This is a genomic window from Weissella bombi (assembly GCF_900094835.1).
Classification (GTDB): domain Bacteria; phylum Bacillota; class Bacilli; order Lactobacillales; family Lactobacillaceae; genus Weissella; species Weissella bombi.
This window is the reverse complement of record NZ_FMAO01000004.1, coordinates 99,034-115,809: the sequence shown is the minus strand read 5'-3', so window position 1 is coordinate 115,809 and position 16,776 is coordinate 99,034. Positions and strand designations below refer to the sequence as shown.

The window sequence follows — 16,776 nt, the reverse complement described above, 5'->3', positions numbered from 1 at the left end:
CAATTTCACGCTTTTTTTGTTTAAAAGTTACGTTAATATTTTTTAATGAAATAACTGCCATATTCTTCTCCTACTATTGATATGTATGTGAGCGGGACTAAGCCCGTCACGGTTGTTATAAATGGCTTACTTCAACTTGATATCCCATGCTGGAATTTCAGCCTTACCCCAAGTATCCTTTAGGTATTGCTTTGTTTGCTTGCTTTGGTATGCCTTAACAACTTGCTTGTATGCCTTCTTGTCAGCATCACTCTTGCGAGCAAAAATCACGTTAATCCATTGCTTTGACTTCTTGTTGATTGGTTCAACATAAATAGCTGAACTCAACTTAAGCTTAGCTTCTTGTGCGTAGTTTGTGTTGATAACAGCCCCGTCCATTGACTTTAGAGCAGATGGGCCTTGATCAGCAGCAACTTCTTTAAACTTTAGGTTTAGCTTATTTGATTTAATATCTTTAAGCGTTGGTAAATCAACACCCTTCTTTAGGGTAATCAAACCAGCTGATTGTAGCAAAGTTAAAGCACGACCTTCATTAGTACTGTCGTTTGGTACGGCAATGCTATCACCCTTTTTGAAGTCTTTAACATCTTTATGCTTTTCTGAGTAAAGGCGGATAGGTGTGATGAATGTCTTACCAATTGCCTTTACCTTGTTATTATTTGATTTGTTCCAATTCTCTAAGAAATAAGTGTGTTGGAAAGCATTTAAATCAAGTGATCCGTCAGCTACGGCCTTGTTTGGTTGATTGTAATCAGTAAAGACCTTTGTTTTAACGGTTAGGTTATATTTCTTTTGCGTTGTTTTGTTAATGTTATCCCATAATTTCTTATCACTAGTACCAACAATTCCAACAGTAACTGTCTTTTTTGCAGCAGCGTTAGCAGTAATAGGGGCAGCAGTTCCAGCAGCGAAGGCACTAACGGCTAAGATAGCACCAATTTTCAATCCTTTATGCATAATAATAGTTCTCCTTTTGAGTATATTAGTAGTTATTTTTTGGTATTTTAGAAGGGCATGGAAATAAAAAAGACTCGTCCCATCAAGATTATATATAATCCGATAGAAACGAGTCTCGTGTTACCATTCTACATTCATTTTAACCATTACTAGTTAAAACCTTAGCAACGAGCGGGCAGTGAGCGATATGATGCTATGCCGATTCGTGTGTCTTTTAACGTAGACCATTCCGTCGTTAATTTATAGACTTGCTACTCATTAACGCCAATCACAGGCCATTTTCGATTAATATAATTTGAACAACTTACACCAAATGCTGTCTCTCTTAACAAATTATAATTAAACTACTTCCCTGATCAACTTGTTTATTATTCTAAAATACTATCCGTATTCTAGTTGATATTGACACTTATGTCAACAGCTATTCTTGTTTTTCTTCTCGATTTACTAAAATAAGAAGACCAAGTATTAAAATTGGTGCGATAAATAGTGCACCTTGATGAAATAATTGAATTGCAAAAAAAGCTAAAATTGCTGAGATAAAGAATGCTAAGATAACTGGTGCTACTCGTCCAGCACGATGCAACGATTCTTTATCGTGCCATAATAAACCGTTGGTCAATCCGCTACTAAGCGTGCGTAAATTACCGGTACTTAAGATGGTCATATAGGGCATACCGTGAATGAGGTTAAATGTATCTGCCTGAATTGCCATAAAGAAAGCAAGTAAAGGTAAGATAATATCAGCTGAAATATTATTATATTCAAGCAAAGCAACGACGATTAAACCTATCAATTCAACAAGCAAAGCTATCATAGTATGTGATTGGTGACGATTTTTTGCAAAATGTTTCAAAAGTTGGTTAAAACTAGTACCAATTAAAAAGGCAAATACTGGCCAGAAGTAAAGCAGTGCATGTAACCATTTACCACCAGCAACATTTAAACCAATCTGTAATAAATTACCACTCTGGAAACTAGCAAAACGCATATCATGAATGGTGAATGTGTAAGCATCAATAAAACCTGCTGTTGCTGCAAGTAGCATCCCCGTACGCATCGATTCTTTAATTGGATAGTTATGAATCATGATAATCATTCCTTATATATAAATTATTTAAGTGACAATCTTATCAGTATACCACTAGGAAGTATAATAGAGCTGACTTTACACCCTGTGATTTGTGGTAGAATGGTACTAATAAAAAAATTGAGGAGAATTATGTTATGGCTTTAGCATATCCAGATGATAGCTTGGCATTACACACCGATGCATACCAATTATCAATGATGCAAACGTATTTTATGAAGGGAATTCATGAACGCAAAGCGGTTTACGAGATGTACTTTCGTAAAATGCCATTTCAAAATGGTTATGCCGTTTTTGCTGGATTAGAACGATTTGTTAATTTTTTGAGTGGCTTGCATTTTTCTCAGAGTGATCTTGATTATCTACGTTCAACTGGGGAGTTTAATGAAGAGTTTTTAGATTATTTAAAAAATTGGCGTTTTAAGGGAACAGTACGTACACCTCATGAAGGAGATGTTGTTTTTAACAATGAACCAATTGTGCAGGTTGAGGCAACTGTTTTTGATGCGCAATTAATTGAAACACCATTACTAAACATCATTAACTATCAAACTTTAATTGCCACGAAGGCATCAAGAATTCGTTCAGTTGTTGGTGATCAAACTTTGATGGAGTTTGGTTCACGTCGTGCACAAGAAATGGATGCCGCTCTTTGGGGAACACGAGCTGCTTACATTGGTGGCTTTAATGCGACTTCAAATGTGCGGGCAGGTAAGCTATTTGGTATTCCAATTTCTGGTACCCATGCACATAGTTTGGTACAGGTCTATCGTAATGATTATGAAGCCTTTAAAGCATATGCTGAGACGCATCATGATGTTGTCTTTTTGGTAGACACTTACGATACACTACGTTCTGGTGTACCAGCTGCAATTCGTGTGGCACAAGAAATGGGCGATAAGATTAACTTTATTGGTGTACGTATTGATTCTGGTGATTTGGCTTACGTTTCTAAAGGGGTTCGTAAGATGTTGGACGAAGCTGGTTTCCCTAATGCATCAATTGTCGCTTCAAATGATTTGGATGAATCAACAATTAAGAGTTTGAAGTTCCAAGGTGCTAAAATTGATACATGGGGTATTGGAACAAAGTTGATCACGGCATATGACCAGGCTGCACTTGGTGGAGTTTATAAGGTTGTTTCAATCGAAGATGAAAACGGTAATATGACTGATACCATTAAGATTTCGGGCTCAGCTGAAAAAATTTCAACGCCAGGTCAAAAGCAAGTTTGGCGAATTACACGTAATTCTGACGGTAAGTCACAAGGGGACTACGTTGCTTTATGGAATGAAGATCCAACTAATTTGCCTGATGGATTGTATATGTTCCACCCTAGCTATCCATACCTAAATAAGACTGTCGTGGATTATACAGCACGACCAATCTTACAAGATATTTTTGTGAACGGTGAGTTAGTTTATGAATTGCCAGCGTTGGATGAAGTACGTGATTTTTCACAACATCATATTAATTCGTTATATTCAGAATATCGTCGTGATTTGAATCCACAAGAATATCCAGTTGATTTGTCACAAGATGCATGGGACCATAAGATGAATCTTATCAATAAAACCCGTTCATACGTTGATAAAATTAGTAAAAACAATTAATAGTATTATTTCTTAAGGGAGGCTGTTATGCGACCATTACAAGCAGAAATTATTCAAACATTAGGTGTTCAACCAACAATTGATTCAGAAACAGAAATTAATCGTTCAATTTCATTATTAAAAGATTATTTAGTCAAGACCGGTCTTAAGACACTTGTATTAGGTATTTCAGGTGGTCAAGATTCATTATTAGCTGGTAAGCTAGCACAATTTGCTGTTGAGCAATTGCGTGAGGAAACGGGCGACCAAACTTATCAATTTATCGCGATGCGTTTGCCATACAGTCAACAATCTGATGAGTCAGATGCATTGGCTGCAATTGATTGGCAAGGTGCTGACAAAATGGTAAAGGTCAACATTAAAGAGTCAGTTGAAGGTATTGTAAAGCAACTTGAAGCTAGTGGTATTGAAGTAACTGATTTTAATAAAGGGAATATCAAAGCACGTGAACGAATGATTGCGCAATATGGCGTTGCAGCGGCTAATCGTGGTGTTGTGATTGGAACTGATCATGCTGCTGAGGCATTGGCAGGTTTTTATACGAAATTTGGGGATGGTGCTGCTGATGTGACACCATTGTACCGTTTAAATAAGCGACAAGGACGCCAATTGTTAGCTTACTTAGATGCACCAAAGAACTTATATGAAAAGGTACCAACAGCTGATTTAGAAGAAGATCGACCAGCATTGCCTGACGAAGATGCTTTGGGTGTCACTTATAATGCGATTGATGATTATTTGGAAGGTAGAGAAGTGTCTGATGCGGATGCTAAGCAAATCGAGCATTTGTATACGACTTCTGAACACAAGCGTCGTCAACCAGTGACTGTGTTTGATGAGTGGTGGCGTTAAAATATAAAAAGTCAAAGTTAAGGGCCGTTAGTCTAACCATTTTGAAATGGTAGATTAACGGCCCTTTTTTATTATTGAACTTTAATGCGCTTGCCAATCGATATTAGGTTGTTGGCTTAAAATACTATCAATTTGATTTAACTCAGCCTGACTGAAATTTAAATTGTTTAATGCCTTAACATTATCAACTAATTGCTCTGGTCGACTAGCACCAATAATGACACTAGCAACTTCTGAATGTCTAAGGTCCCAAGCTAGCGCCATTTCAGCTAACGTTTGATGACGGTTTTTAGCAACTTCATTTAGGCGCTGCACTGTTTTAATGGTAGCGTCAACTTGATTTGTGTGTAAGAAAGGACTAGTACTTTTGGCTGCCCGTGATGTCTTAGGAATACCATTTAAGTATTTATCAGTTAACAAACCTTGTGATAGAGGACTGAAAACAGCTGCTGCTTTACCTGTTTCACGTAAAACGGGTAATAGGTCTTGCTCAATTTGACGATTAAACATGTTATAGCGAGGTTGATGAATAATGAAAGGCGTCTTTAAATCATTAAAAATATCAATAATTGCTTGCGTTTGGATACCGGAATAATTTGAAATACCAATATACAAGGCTTTACCATCACGAACTAATTGATCTAAAGCAAGTGCTGTTTCTTCAACTGGTGTGTCTGGATCTGGACGATGTGAGTAAAAGATATCAACATAATCTAATTGGAGACGAGCTAAACTTTGATTGGCACTAGCAATGATACTTTTCTTAGAACCCCAATTACCATAAGGTCCATCCCACATTTCATAGCCGGCTTTACTTGAAATAACGAGTTCATCACGATAAGCATGCATGTCATGGGCAAGAATATTACCAAAGTTTTTTTCGGCACTACCGGGCACAGGTCCATAGTTGTTAGCTAAATCAAAATAGGTGATACCTAAATCAAAAGCTTGGTGAATAATTGCTTTTTGATTTTCAATAGGATCGACACTACCAAAATTATGCCAAAGTCCAAGGCCTAATGCAGATAGCTTTAGGCCACTATTACCAACACGGTTATAAATCATTTTGTCATAACGTTGTTTATTTGCTTGGTACATTAAATTTTCCCCCGATGAATTTGCTTAATGTAGTATATAACGTTAATTGTAATCGTTATCTTGCAAGGTGTCCAAACTAACTTATCATGCATTCTTAGCGACAAAGAAATATGTTAAAATACTTATATGTGCTGACAATTAGTCAGTTAATGAAAATGAGGTGACACCACATTTTTTAAAGGAGAGGGACGTAATATGATGAAAATGTTTAATACCATGACGTTGGCTAAGGAAGATTTCCAACCTATGCATGAAGGTAAAATCAGTATGTATGTCTGTGGGCCAACTGTCTATAACTACATTCATATTGGAAATGCACGTTCTGCAATTGCCTTTGATACAATACGACGTTATTTTGAGTATCGTGGTTATGAGGTTGATTACGTATCTAATTTTACAGATGTGGATGACAAAATGATTAAAGCAGCAGCTGAACAAGGTATTACAGTACCTGAATTAGCTGATAAATATATTGCTGCATTCAATGAGGATACAGCTGCTTTGAATATTAAGCCAGCAACAGTGCGACCACGGGCAACTGAACATATTTCAGAAATTATTGATTTTGTAACTGACTTAATTGCTAAGGGTTATGCCTATGAGTCAGCAGGTGACGTGTATTATCGTGCTAAAAAATTTAAAAATTATGGTGCTTTGGCTCATCAAGATTTAAGCGATATGACTTCGAATGCTGCAGGTCGTTTGGATGATGTAGAGTTGGCTCGCAAAGAAGATCCAATGGATTTTGCTGTGTGGAAGGGTGAAAATGGGGATGGTGCGATTGCCTGGGATTCTCCTTGGGGTAAAGGGCGTCCTGGTTGGCACATTGAATGCTCTGTTATGTCGACTAAGTATTTAGGAAATCATTTTGATATTCATGGTGGTGGAATTGATTTAGCGTTCCCACACCACACGAATGAAATCGCTCAGAGTGAAGCACATACAGGCGAGCAGTTTGTAAACATGTGGTTGCATAATGGTTTTGTGACAGTTGGTGATGAAAATGAGAAGATGTCAAAGTCACTAGGAAACTTCGTAACGGTGCATGATTTATTGCAACAAATTGATGATCCAATGGTGCTACGTTTCTTTATGGCAACGACACAATATCGCCGTGCTATTGCTTATTCAGAGAGCAACATGGCGCAAGCAGGTAAAAATCTAGACCATATTCGTACCGGTTATCGTAATTTGCAATTCCGTTTGCAAGGTGCACTTGCTGGGGATGATAACCAAATAATGGCGCAAGCTAACGAGTTTATTACTGCATTTAATGCAGCGATGGATGATGATTTTAATACGCCGAATGCATTGACAGCGATTTATGGGTTAGTTGATTTAGCTAATCAATATGCAAATGCCCAAGAGGTCTACCAACAAACTATTCAATTTATTTTAGATAGTATTGCGACGTTGATGGGAGTCTTTGGCGTTGATGGTTTGGCTCAGGACGAATTATTGGATGCGGATATTGATGCTTTGATTAAAGAACGTGATGAAGCACGTGCGGTTAAAAATTTTGCACGTTCTGATGAAATTCGTGACTTATTGGCACAGCAAGACATTATCCTTGAAGATACGCCACAGGGAACACGTTGGCATCGTTAATAATAAATGACAAAAATGAGTTTTTTTTAATTAAACGGTTGACACAACGTGGGATTAGATTTAGCATAGCCTTATCGACATGGAAAAGATGAGTACGATAAAGGCGTTTTATAGAGAGTCAGTGGTTGCTGGAAACTGATAAAGGCATTATCGGAAGATGGTCTTGGAGTCATAAATGACATGAACAATGCGTCAATGCCATTCGGGAGCGCCCGTTATAGCGCTGAGAGGATAAGTTAGATACTTATTAAACTCGGGTGGTACCACGTGATAACGTCCCGTAATCTTAATTGATTACGGGACGTTTTTGTTTAAAGAACGATGTCGATTAACGGGGATTATGTTGAATATTTAGGAGGAATTTATCATGGCAGAAGTTGAAAGTTTTTCATTGGATCACACAAAAGTAAAGGCACCATACGTCCGTAAGATTGAAACCCAACAAGGACCGGCAGGTGGCCAAATTGTTAACTATGATTTGCGTCTAACGCAACCAAACGAGACCGCTATTGAAACAGCTGGTGTGCACACTTTGGAGCATTTGTTTGCCAGCTTAGTGCGTGATGAGTTGGATGGTATCATTGATATTTCACCATTTGGTTGCCGTACTGGATTCCACGTAATTAGTTGGCAAGATTACTCAACAACAGAAGTAGCAGCAGCCTTTACACATGCACTACGTAAGATTCGTGATGATATTCAATGGGATGATGTGCCAGCAACAACAATGCGTGAATGTGGAAATTACAAGGACCACAGTTTGCACTCAGCAAAGGAATGGGCACGTATTATTTTGGATCAAGGTTTCTCAGACGACCCTTATGTTCGTCATGTTGTGGAAGCATAAAGTAACAGTTTAATTACAAAAATAAAGTTGGTCAAAACACTTAATTTACAAGCAGTTAACCAACTTTTTTTGTCCTTTTAGGAAATAAAACGAAGACTTTAATCGTGCCAAAATGGAAAAGTTAGCATATAATATTTAAAAATTAATAATTTCTAATAATGTTTATCAATTGAACTAGTCAAAAACGGGGGAATAGATATGCCAAAAATTAGTGAAGTATTTCAAGAGTATGGCTTTAAGGACGATCGTTTAACTTTACTAGCGGGCCCATGTGCCATTGAATCTTATGAAACTTGTGTTGAAGTTGTTGAAGAATTGAAAAAAATTACCGATGAATTAGGCATTAATTATGTGTTTAAGGCATCGTTTGATAAGGCTAACCGTAGTTCGATGTCATCTGACCGTGGTGCCGGAATGGAAGCTGGTTTAGAGGTCTTACGTAAGATTAAAGAAGAATACAATGTCCCAATTGTGACTGACGTGCATGAGTCATATCAATGTGCCCCAGTTGCAGAAGTGGCAGATGTACTACAGATTCCAGCTTATCTAAGTCGTCAAACTGATTTGTTACTAGCAGCAGCTAAGACTGGCCGTGTTGTTAATATTAAGAAGGCACAGTTTATGGCACCTGAAGATATTCAAAGTGCCGTGACGAAAGTTGAGACAGAAGACAAGCGTGTCCTAGTAACTGAACGTGGTACTATGTTTGGTTACCATCAATTAGTAGTTGATATGACAAGCTTAATCCAGATGCGTGAAACAGGTTACCCAGTTATTTTTGATGCTACCCACTCTGTCCAGATTCCAAGTGGTTATGGTAATCATTCCGGTGGTAACCGTGATTATATTTTCCCATTAATGCGTGCCGCCTTAGCAATTGGAATTGATGGTATCTTTGCAGAAGTCCATCCAAATCCACCTAAGGCTATTTCTGACCAAGATAGTCAGTTGTACCTATCAAAGGCACGTCCAATCTTAGAAGAAGCCAACAAGCTGTTCCATGAACATCTTAACAGTAAGGTGGTGTATGCAGATGAAGACTTATTATAAAGATGCGAAAGAGACCTTTGATATTGAGATTAAAACTTTGGAAAAGGTTCGTGATGAATTAGATGAAAGTTTTGATCAATTTGTTAATGACGTCTTAGAGATGACGGGTCGTTTAATTTTTATCGCTATTGGTAAATCGGGAATCATTGCTGAAAAAATTTCGGCTTCATTTTCTTCGATTGGTGTACCTAGTTTTTTCATCGATGCTGGTAATGCCTTCCACGGTGATTTAGGTCGTGTGTCAGCAGATGATGTGGTTGTTTTTGTATCTAATAGTGGTGAGACGGAAGAAGTTTTGCAGACTTACTTTGCTTTGCAAGAAATCTTTGGTAAAGACTTGAAGACGATTGCATTGACGGGGGCTTCCGATTCAACGTTAGCCAAAAATACGCAGGAGGCATTAATTGTTGATGTTGCTTCTGAAGCGGACGTTACTAAATTAGCGCCAACTAACTCGACAACGGCGACGTTGGTGGTTGGGGATGCGTTATTAATTGCTGTGCAAAAAGAAAAGCAGTTCACGAAGAAAGATTTCGCTTTGTATCATCCAGGTGGATCAATTGGAAAGTTGTTGTTGCAAACAGTTAAAAACGTTATGCACACAAAAGTACCGTATGTGGATCTTGAAACACCACTTAATGATGTTATCTACCGTATTAGTGATTTTGGTATTGGAATGACATTAGTTAAGGATAAGGATGAAGTGGTTGGTATTGTGACTGATGGTGATATTCGTAAGAAAATGCTTCATGTTACCAAGGTTAAGGCATCAACGGCAGCTGATTATATGACAGAAGGCTTTATTAGCATTGACGTTAATAAACGAAATCGAGCTGCATGGCGTAAGATGGCGGCCCACAATATCTCTAACTTAGTTGTTACTGAAAAGGATGAAGTGGTTGGTGTGATTACAATCAACGACGTGGTCGATGAATAATAACGCTGATTAAAATAATAAATGTATTTAAATAAATAGGTTAAACGTTTAAGTATATTTAACTATTAAGTAAACTGTTTACCTAGATAAATAAACATGCTATAGTTATGTCAATCAAGAATAACCTTTAAATGTAGTCCAGTGAGGCTAACAAAGGATATGCAAGTTGATGGCAGATACCACAAGTGGGTAGAAGACTATCTAGCAACGCATTAAGCCTTATGGATCACTGGATTCATAGGGCTTTTTTGTGTAGAAAATGAGGAGATAGTATGCGAAACTTTGTGAACTTAAATGATTTAACGAAACAAGAAATTATGACACTAATTACGACAAGTTTGGCTTATAAAAATGGCGAGTTATCAGTTCCTAAACAGACTAGATATGTTGCTAATTTATTCTTTGAAAATTCAACGCGTACTGCCAGTAGTTTTCAAATGGCCGAATCAAAATTAGGATGGCAGCAAATTCAGGTTAATCCACAAACCAGTTCAACCCAAAAAGGGGAATCGTTAAGTGATACTTTAAAAACATTGGGTGCAATCGGTGTTGATGCTGTAGTTCTTCGGCATCATGTTAATGAGTGGTACGTGCCTTTAATTGCTGAAAATTCACCGTTGATACCGCAACTAGTTAATGCAGGGGATGGTAGTGGTCAACATCCCTCACAAAGTTTGCTTGATTTAATGACAATTTATGAAAACTTTGGTCATTTTTCAGGGCTAAAGATTCGCATTGTGGGTGATTTATCTCATTCAAGAGTCGCACGCTCAAATGCAGAAATTTTGAATCGATTAGGTGCACAGGTTAGTTTTGCTGGCCCAAGAGAATGGTATCCAACTGATTTTGATCAATATGGTACCTATCAGGAAATAGATACCGGCATAGAGGCTTTAGATGTTTTAATGCTGTTACGGGTGCAACATGAACGATTGGCTGACCAAGATAATGTCATGTTTTCTGAAACAACATATCATCAGCAATTTGGGTTAACGCATGAACGCTATGACCGCTTACAAAAGACGGCCATTGTAATGCATCCGGCACCAGTTAACCGTGGCGTGGAAATTGCTGACGAATTAGTAGAAGCCGATAAATCACGTATTTTCACACAAATGGCGAATGGCGTTTATGCACGAATTGCAATTTTAGCTAGTCTGACGGAGGACAAAATAAATGACATCAGTATTGATTAAAAATACCCAAATTGTCGTAGCAGATAATGATTTGATGCATCAGGACGTGCTAGTAGTTGATGGTGTTATCAAGAAAGTTGCAAACAATATTACTGAAACGACTGACCGTGTGATAGACGCAAATGGCGTCTTGATGACACCAGGTTTAGTTGATGTGCATGTTCATTTTCGTGAACCAGGTTTTGCGTATAAAGAAACTGTTGCAACTGGATCAAGAGCAGCTGCACGAGGGGGCTTTACAACAGTATTGGCTATGCCAAATTTAGATCCAGTACCGGATACACTGGCTAATTTTCAAATGATTAAAGCCAACAACGACGCTAACAGTTTGGTTCACTTATATCAGTATGCAGCTATTTCAACAGATTTAACGACTGAAGATGTGAGTGATATCAAAGCATTAACTGATGCGGGTGCAGTTGGATTTACGAATGATGGTAAAGGTGTGCAAACGGCTGCTACCATGTTAGCAGCAATGAAGGCGGCCGCTAAAGCGCAGCGGCCATTAGTCGCACATGTGGAAGATAATTCGTTAATTAACGGTGGTGTAATGAACTTAGGTAAGCGAGCTGAAGAATTAAATTTACCAGGGATGGATCCGTTAGGTGAATCGTCACAGCTTGCGCGAGATTTGGTTTTAGCGAAAGCAACTGGTGTACATTATCATGTCGCTCACATTTCAACGAAAGAATCGGTTGAATTGGTTCGCATTGCTAAGGCTCAAGGGGTTAATGTGACTGCTGAGGTATCACCACATCATCTACTACTAGATGAAACAGATATTACAAGTGATAATGCGTACTTTAAAATGAATCCGCCACTACGAACACCAGCAGATCGAACTGCAGTGATTGCAGGGCTATTAGACGGGACCATCGATATGGTAGCCACAGACCACGCACCCCACAGTTTGGCTGAAAAAGAAGGATCGTTTATCGGCGCAGCTTTTGGTATTACAGGAATTGAAACCAGTTTCCAATTGCTTTACACCCATTTGGTTAAATCAGGCATTGCGACCTTAGCGCAGTTGTTAGATTGGATGGTTATTCAACCACAACAAGCGTTTGGTTTGACTGGAGCAACCGCGATTAAGGTCGGTCAACCAGCCGATTTAGCACTGTTTGATATTGGACATACTCATAAAATCACTGCAGATGAATTTGCTTCAAAAGGTGTGAACACACCATTTATCGGTGCAACGATATATGGTCAAACTTTATTAACCATGATCGATGGTCAAATTGTATATGAGGCATAGGAGGGAATATGCGACGTTATTTAGTTTTAGAAAATGGGTCAATTTACACTGGTGAAGGGTTTGGTGCAACACAGGATGTTGCAGGAGAACTTGTTTTTAATACAGGGATGACGGGTTATCAAGAATCATTAACAGATATTTCTTATTCGGGTCAGATTTTAATGTTTACGTATCCACTAATTGGTAACTATGGTATTAATCGTGATGACTATGAATCATTAAAGCCGACAGCGAATGCGATTGTCACACATGAAATTGCCCGTCGGCCATCTAATTGGCGTCAACAAATGTCGCTAGCTGAATGGGCTGAAAAAATGAATTTGCCAGGTATTACGGGGATTGATACACGTGCTTTAACAAAAGAAATTCGCGAGCAAGGGGTGATGAGAGCGGTAATTGTTGATGAGGTTACCGAAACAACAATTCATCAATTACAAGCAGCAAAGCCCGTAACTGATGAAGTTGACAAAATGACGACTAAAACGACGTACGTTAATCCAACAGACGGTCCTTCGATTGCACTAATTGATTTTGGTTTGAAGAATTCAATTTTACGTTCGTTAGCAAAACGAGGTGTCAATGTGATGGTCTTTCCGGCAGACGTGGATGCTAAAACAATCTTAGACATGGCGCCAGATGGTGTCTTGCTTTCAAATGGACCAGGAAATCCAGAAGACGTGGCCCACATTTTACCTGTTATTCGTGAATTACAAGAAAACATGCCATTGATGGGAATTTGCTTAGGTCATCAATTATTTGCGCTAGCTAATGGTGCTGAGACTTACAAATTAAAGTTTGGTCATCGTGGCTTTAATCATGCCGTTCGTAATATGGTAAAAGATCAAATTGATTTTACATCGCAAAACCATGGATACGCTGTTGCTGCTGATTCGATATCAGGAACCAACCTAGAAATCACTCATGAAGAAATTAATGATCATACTGTTGAAGGCTTGCATTTAAAGAACCACGCCGCATTTTCAGTGCAATTTCATCCAGATGCCGCACCAGGTCCACATGATGCAGAATATTTATTTGATGATTTCTTAGCAATGATTGCACAAAACAAGGAAGGACAACGACAACATGCCTAAACGTACAGATATTCACAAAATTTTGGTAATCGGATCAGGGCCAATTATTATCGGTCAAGCCGCTGAGTTTGATTATTCAGGAACTCAAGCTGCTATGTCTTTGAAAGAAGAAGGCTACGAAGTTGTTTTGGTTAATTCTAATCCGGCGACCATTATGACGGATAGTGAAACCGCAGATGAAGTTTATATTGAACCGTTGTCGTTCGAATTTTTAGCACGTATTTTACGTAAAGAACGCCCAGATGCAATTTTACCAACTTTGGGTGGTCAAACGGGCTTGAACATGGCCAAAGAATTAGCAGAAGCTGGTATTTTAGATGAACTAGGAATTATTTTGTTAGGTACCAAGCTATCAGCCATTGAAGAGGCTGAGGATCGTGAAGCATTTAAGAATTTAATGAACCGGTTGCATGAACCAGTGCCAGATTCGCTGATTGCTGTAACGGTTGCTGAGGCCGTCGATTTTGCTAATCAAAGTGGGTATCCGGTGATTGTACGACCAGCTTACACCTTGGGTGGTACTGGTGGTGGTATTGCTAATAATGAAACTGAACTAAAAGAAATTGCTTCAAATGGATTAGAGTTATCACCAGTTACACAAGTTCTAATTGAACAATCAATTGCGGGTTATAAAGAAATTGAATTTGAGGTGATGCGTGATGCAGCCGATAATGCGCTTATTGTTGCATCGATGGAAAATTTTGATCCAGTTGGTATTCATACAGGCGATTCGATTGTGGTTGCACCAGTACAAACTTTAGCTGATCGTGAACTTCAAATGATGCGTGACGCAGCTTTAAAAATTATTCGTGCTTTGAAAATTGAGGGTGGTGTTAATATTCAAATGGCTTTGAACCCAAACTCATTTGAATATGACATTATTGAAGTTAATCCACGTGTATCTCGTTCATCAGCTCTAGCATCTAAAGCAACAGGTTATCCAATTGCTAAAATGGCAGCCAAAATTGCGGTTGGGTTAACATTGGACGAAATTTTAAATCCGGTAACAGGAACAACCAAAGCAGCTTTTGAACCTGCGTTAGATTATGTAGTCGTTAAAATTCCACGATGGCCGTTTGATAAATTTACAACGGCTGATCGCCATTTGGGGACGCAAATGAAGGCAACCGGGGAAGTTATGGCAATTGGTCGCAACATTGAAGAAGCGATGAATAAAGCGGTACGTTCATTAGAAATTAGTGCAATTGGATTACGCGACATTAACTTTAATGATGTGACGACTGAGCAGTTGTTGGTAGATTTGATGCCGGCTCGTGATGATCGCCTGTTTATGATTGGCGAATTGTTACGACGGGGTATTTCAATTGATGAAATTCATAATCGCACCAAGATTGACTATTTTTTCTTGGATAAGGTATTGCACTTAATTGAAATCGAACAAGATTTAGCCCAACATGTCGGTGATAATCAAGCTTTGTTAAATGCTAAAAAGAATGGCTTTGCTGATCAAACAATCGCTGATATTTGGGGATGGCCAGTTAAAGCAGTTGTAGATCAACGGACAAAAGCAGCTATTAAGCCAGTTTATAAAATGGTTGATACGGTTGCCGCTGAATTTGAATCACAAACACCGTATTATTACGCAACTTATGAAATGCAAAATGAATCTATTATTAGCTCGAAACCAAGTGTTTTGGTTTTGGGGTCAGGACCTATTCGGATTGGACAGGGTGTGGAATTTGATTATGCAACTGTGCATGCGGTTAAAGCAATTCAAGCAGCTGGTTATGAAGCGATTATTATGAATTCGAATCCAGAAACGGTTTCTACTGACTTTTCTGTTTCGGATAAGTTGTACTTTGAACCACTAACGTTAGAAGATGTGTTAAATGTTACAGACTTAGAAAAGCCAGTCGGGGTTGTTGTACAGTTTGGTGGACAAACAGCCATTAATTTAGCAGAACCGTTGGTTGAAGCAGGCGTAAATATTTTAGGAACGAATGTTAATAATTTAAATCGGGCTGAAGACCGTGAAGAATTTGATCAGGTAATTAAACAATTGGGGTTAGCACAACCAGTTGGTAAGACGGCGACAACGATTATCGGTGCGTTAGAGGCAGCTGCTGAAATTGGTTATCCCGTATTAGTACGACCTTCATATGTTTTAGGTGGTCGTGCAATGGAGATTGTTAATAATGAAGCTGAATTAAAAGATTACATGGGACGTGCCGTGAAAGTATCACATGATCATCCAGTTTTGATTGATTCATACCTGGTTGGTTCAGAAGCAGAAGTGGACGTTTTATCAGATGGTCAAACAGTGGTAATTCCTGGCATTATGGAACACATTGAACGGGCAGGCGTTCATTCTGGTGATTCAATGTCTGTCTATCCAACGCAAACATTATCAGATAAGGTGCGTGTGGAGATTGTTGATGCTGCCATTGCTTTGGCTAAGAGTCTTAAAACAATTGGGTTAATGAATGTACAATTTGTAATTCATGATAATACAGCATACGTTATTGAAGTTAATCCGCGTGCTTCTCGAACAGTACCATTTATTTCAAAGGTGACGAATTTAAAGTTAGCACAATTGGCAACGCGCGTGATGCTGGGTGAAAAATTAAACGATATGGGCTTTGAGACGGGCTTGGTAACAGAATCAGATATGGTTCATGTTAAATCACCAATCTTTTCATTTACAAAGTTACCAGCGGTCGATTCATTATTGGGACCTGAAATGAAGTCAACTGGTGAAGTGATGGGATCAGATAAGACATTTGAAAAGGCTTTGTATAAGGCTTTCGTTGCTTCAAATATTAAAATCCCACATACAGGTAATGTGTTGTTTACGATTGCTGATGAAGATAAAGCCGAGGCGCTTGTTTTAGCTAAACGTTTTGATGAGTTGGGCTTCCAATTATTTGCAACAGCTGGGACGGGCATGTACCTACAAGATAATGGGTTACGTGTCCAAATCCTCGATAAAATTAGTGAAACAACTCATAATGCAGTCACTGCTCTAAGTAGCGGCGCATTACAATTGGTTATTAATTCAACACATCAAGACATTGCGACAGTTAATGATAGTCGTCGTATTCGTAATGCAGCTATCGAAAATGCTGTACCGTTATTTACAGCTTTCGATACTGTAAGAGCATTACTAAGTGTACTTGAATCACAATCGTTTACTGTTACCCCTGCGTAAAATAAAG

The 16,776-nt window shown here is 38.5% G+C and carries 13 protein-coding genes and 2 other annotated features; of the genes, 10 read left to right on the top strand and 3 right to left on the bottom strand.

Features of this window, described 5'->3' with window-relative positions:
* Positions 1-126 precede the first annotated feature (126 nt).
* Together GA0061074_RS04420 and GA0061074_RS04415 are read right to left on the bottom strand one after the other, a co-directional pair.
* Positions 127-957 (bottom strand): MetQ/NlpA family ABC transporter substrate-binding protein, encoded by an 831-nt coding sequence (locus tag GA0061074_RS04420; RefSeq protein ID WP_092462244.1) that lies wholly within the window; start codon positions 955-957, stop codon positions 127-129.
* 101 nt (positions 958-1,058) lie between these two features.
* Positions 1,059-1,326: a binding site (T-box leader), on the bottom strand.
* Positions 1,327-1,378: 52 nt separating this feature from the next.
* Positions 1,379-2,047: a YoaK family protein gene (locus GA0061074_RS04415; protein ID WP_159426652.1), complete on the bottom strand. Its 669-nt coding sequence runs from the start codon at positions 2,045-2,047 to the stop codon at positions 1,379-1,381.
* 137 nt (positions 2,048-2,184) lie between these two features.
* On the opposite strand from GA0061074_RS04415, the gene GA0061074_RS04410 reads away from it, so the two are divergent.
* Together GA0061074_RS04410 and nadE are read left to right on the top strand one after the other, a co-directional pair.
* On the top strand, positions 2,185-3,660 hold the full coding sequence (locus GA0061074_RS04410; protein WP_092462240.1) for a nicotinate phosphoribosyltransferase: 1,476 nt from the start codon (positions 2,185-2,187) through the stop codon (positions 3,658-3,660).
* Positions 3,661-3,687: 27 nt separating this feature from the next.
* Positions 3,688-4,512 carry an ammonia-dependent NAD(+) synthetase gene (nadE, locus tag GA0061074_RS04405; RefSeq protein WP_092462238.1) on the top strand — a complete coding sequence of 275 codons (825 nt, stop codon included), beginning with the start codon at positions 3,688-3,690 and terminating at the stop codon, positions 4,510-4,512.
* Between the two features lie 81 nt (positions 4,513-4,593).
* Here nadE and GA0061074_RS04400 read toward each other — a convergent pair whose 3' ends face one another.
* On the bottom strand, positions 4,594-5,610 hold the full coding sequence (locus GA0061074_RS04400) for an aldo/keto reductase (protein ID WP_092462236.1): 1,017 nt from the start codon (positions 5,608-5,610) through the stop codon (positions 4,594-4,596).
* Between the two features lie 195 nt (positions 5,611-5,805).
* Here GA0061074_RS04400 and cysS point away from each other — a divergent pair, with 195 nt between their 5' ends.
* The 8 genes from cysS to carB all read left to right on the top strand — a co-directional run bounded on the left by cysS (position 5,806) and on the right by carB (position 16,769).
* Positions 5,806-7,218, top strand: a complete 1,413-nt coding sequence (gene cysS, locus GA0061074_RS04395; RefSeq protein WP_092462234.1) for a cysteine--tRNA ligase — start codon at positions 5,806-5,808, stop codon at positions 7,216-7,218.
* A gap of 71 nt (positions 7,219-7,289) precedes the next feature.
* Positions 7,290-7,502: a binding site (T-box leader), on the top strand.
* Positions 7,503-7,585: 83 nt separating this feature from the next.
* The gene (locus GA0061074_RS04390) at positions 7,586-8,065 is read left to right on the top strand and encodes an S-ribosylhomocysteine lyase (protein ID WP_092462232.1); all 480 of its coding nucleotides are present in this window, start codon (positions 7,586-7,588) and stop codon (positions 8,063-8,065) included.
* A gap of 198 nt (positions 8,066-8,263) precedes the next feature.
* The gene (kdsA, locus tag GA0061074_RS04385) at positions 8,264-9,115 is read left to right on the top strand and encodes a 3-deoxy-8-phosphooctulonate synthase (RefSeq protein ID WP_092462229.1); all 852 of its coding nucleotides are present in this window, start codon (positions 8,264-8,266) and stop codon (positions 9,113-9,115) included.
* Positions 9,099-10,052, top strand: coding sequence for a KpsF/GutQ family sugar-phosphate isomerase (locus tag GA0061074_RS04380; RefSeq protein ID WP_092462227.1), 954 nt, complete (start codon positions 9,099-9,101; stop codon positions 10,050-10,052). The genes kdsA and GA0061074_RS04380 overlap by 17 nt, the downstream gene beginning before the upstream one ends.
* Positions 10,053-10,324: 272 nt before the next feature.
* The gene (locus GA0061074_RS04375) at positions 10,325-11,248 is read left to right on the top strand and encodes an aspartate carbamoyltransferase catalytic subunit (RefSeq protein WP_092462225.1); all 924 of its coding nucleotides are present in this window, start codon (positions 10,325-10,327) and stop codon (positions 11,246-11,248) included.
* A complete protein-coding gene (locus GA0061074_RS04370) occupies positions 11,229-12,506 on the top strand; it encodes a dihydroorotase (RefSeq protein ID WP_092462223.1) in 1,278 nt (425 codons plus the stop codon). Before GA0061074_RS04375 ends, GA0061074_RS04370 begins: the two co-directional genes overlap by 20 nt.
* A gap of 8 nt (positions 12,507-12,514) precedes the next feature.
* Positions 12,515-13,600 carry a carbamoyl phosphate synthase small subunit gene (locus tag GA0061074_RS04365; RefSeq protein WP_092462221.1) on the top strand — a complete coding sequence of 362 codons (1,086 nt, stop codon included), beginning with the start codon at positions 12,515-12,517 and terminating at the stop codon, positions 13,598-13,600.
* A complete protein-coding gene (gene carB / locus GA0061074_RS04360; protein ID WP_092462219.1) occupies positions 13,593-16,769 on the top strand; it encodes a carbamoyl-phosphate synthase large subunit in 3,177 nt (1,058 codons plus the stop codon). Before GA0061074_RS04365 ends, carB begins: the two co-directional genes overlap by 8 nt.
* Positions 16,770-16,776: the final 7 nt, after the last annotated feature.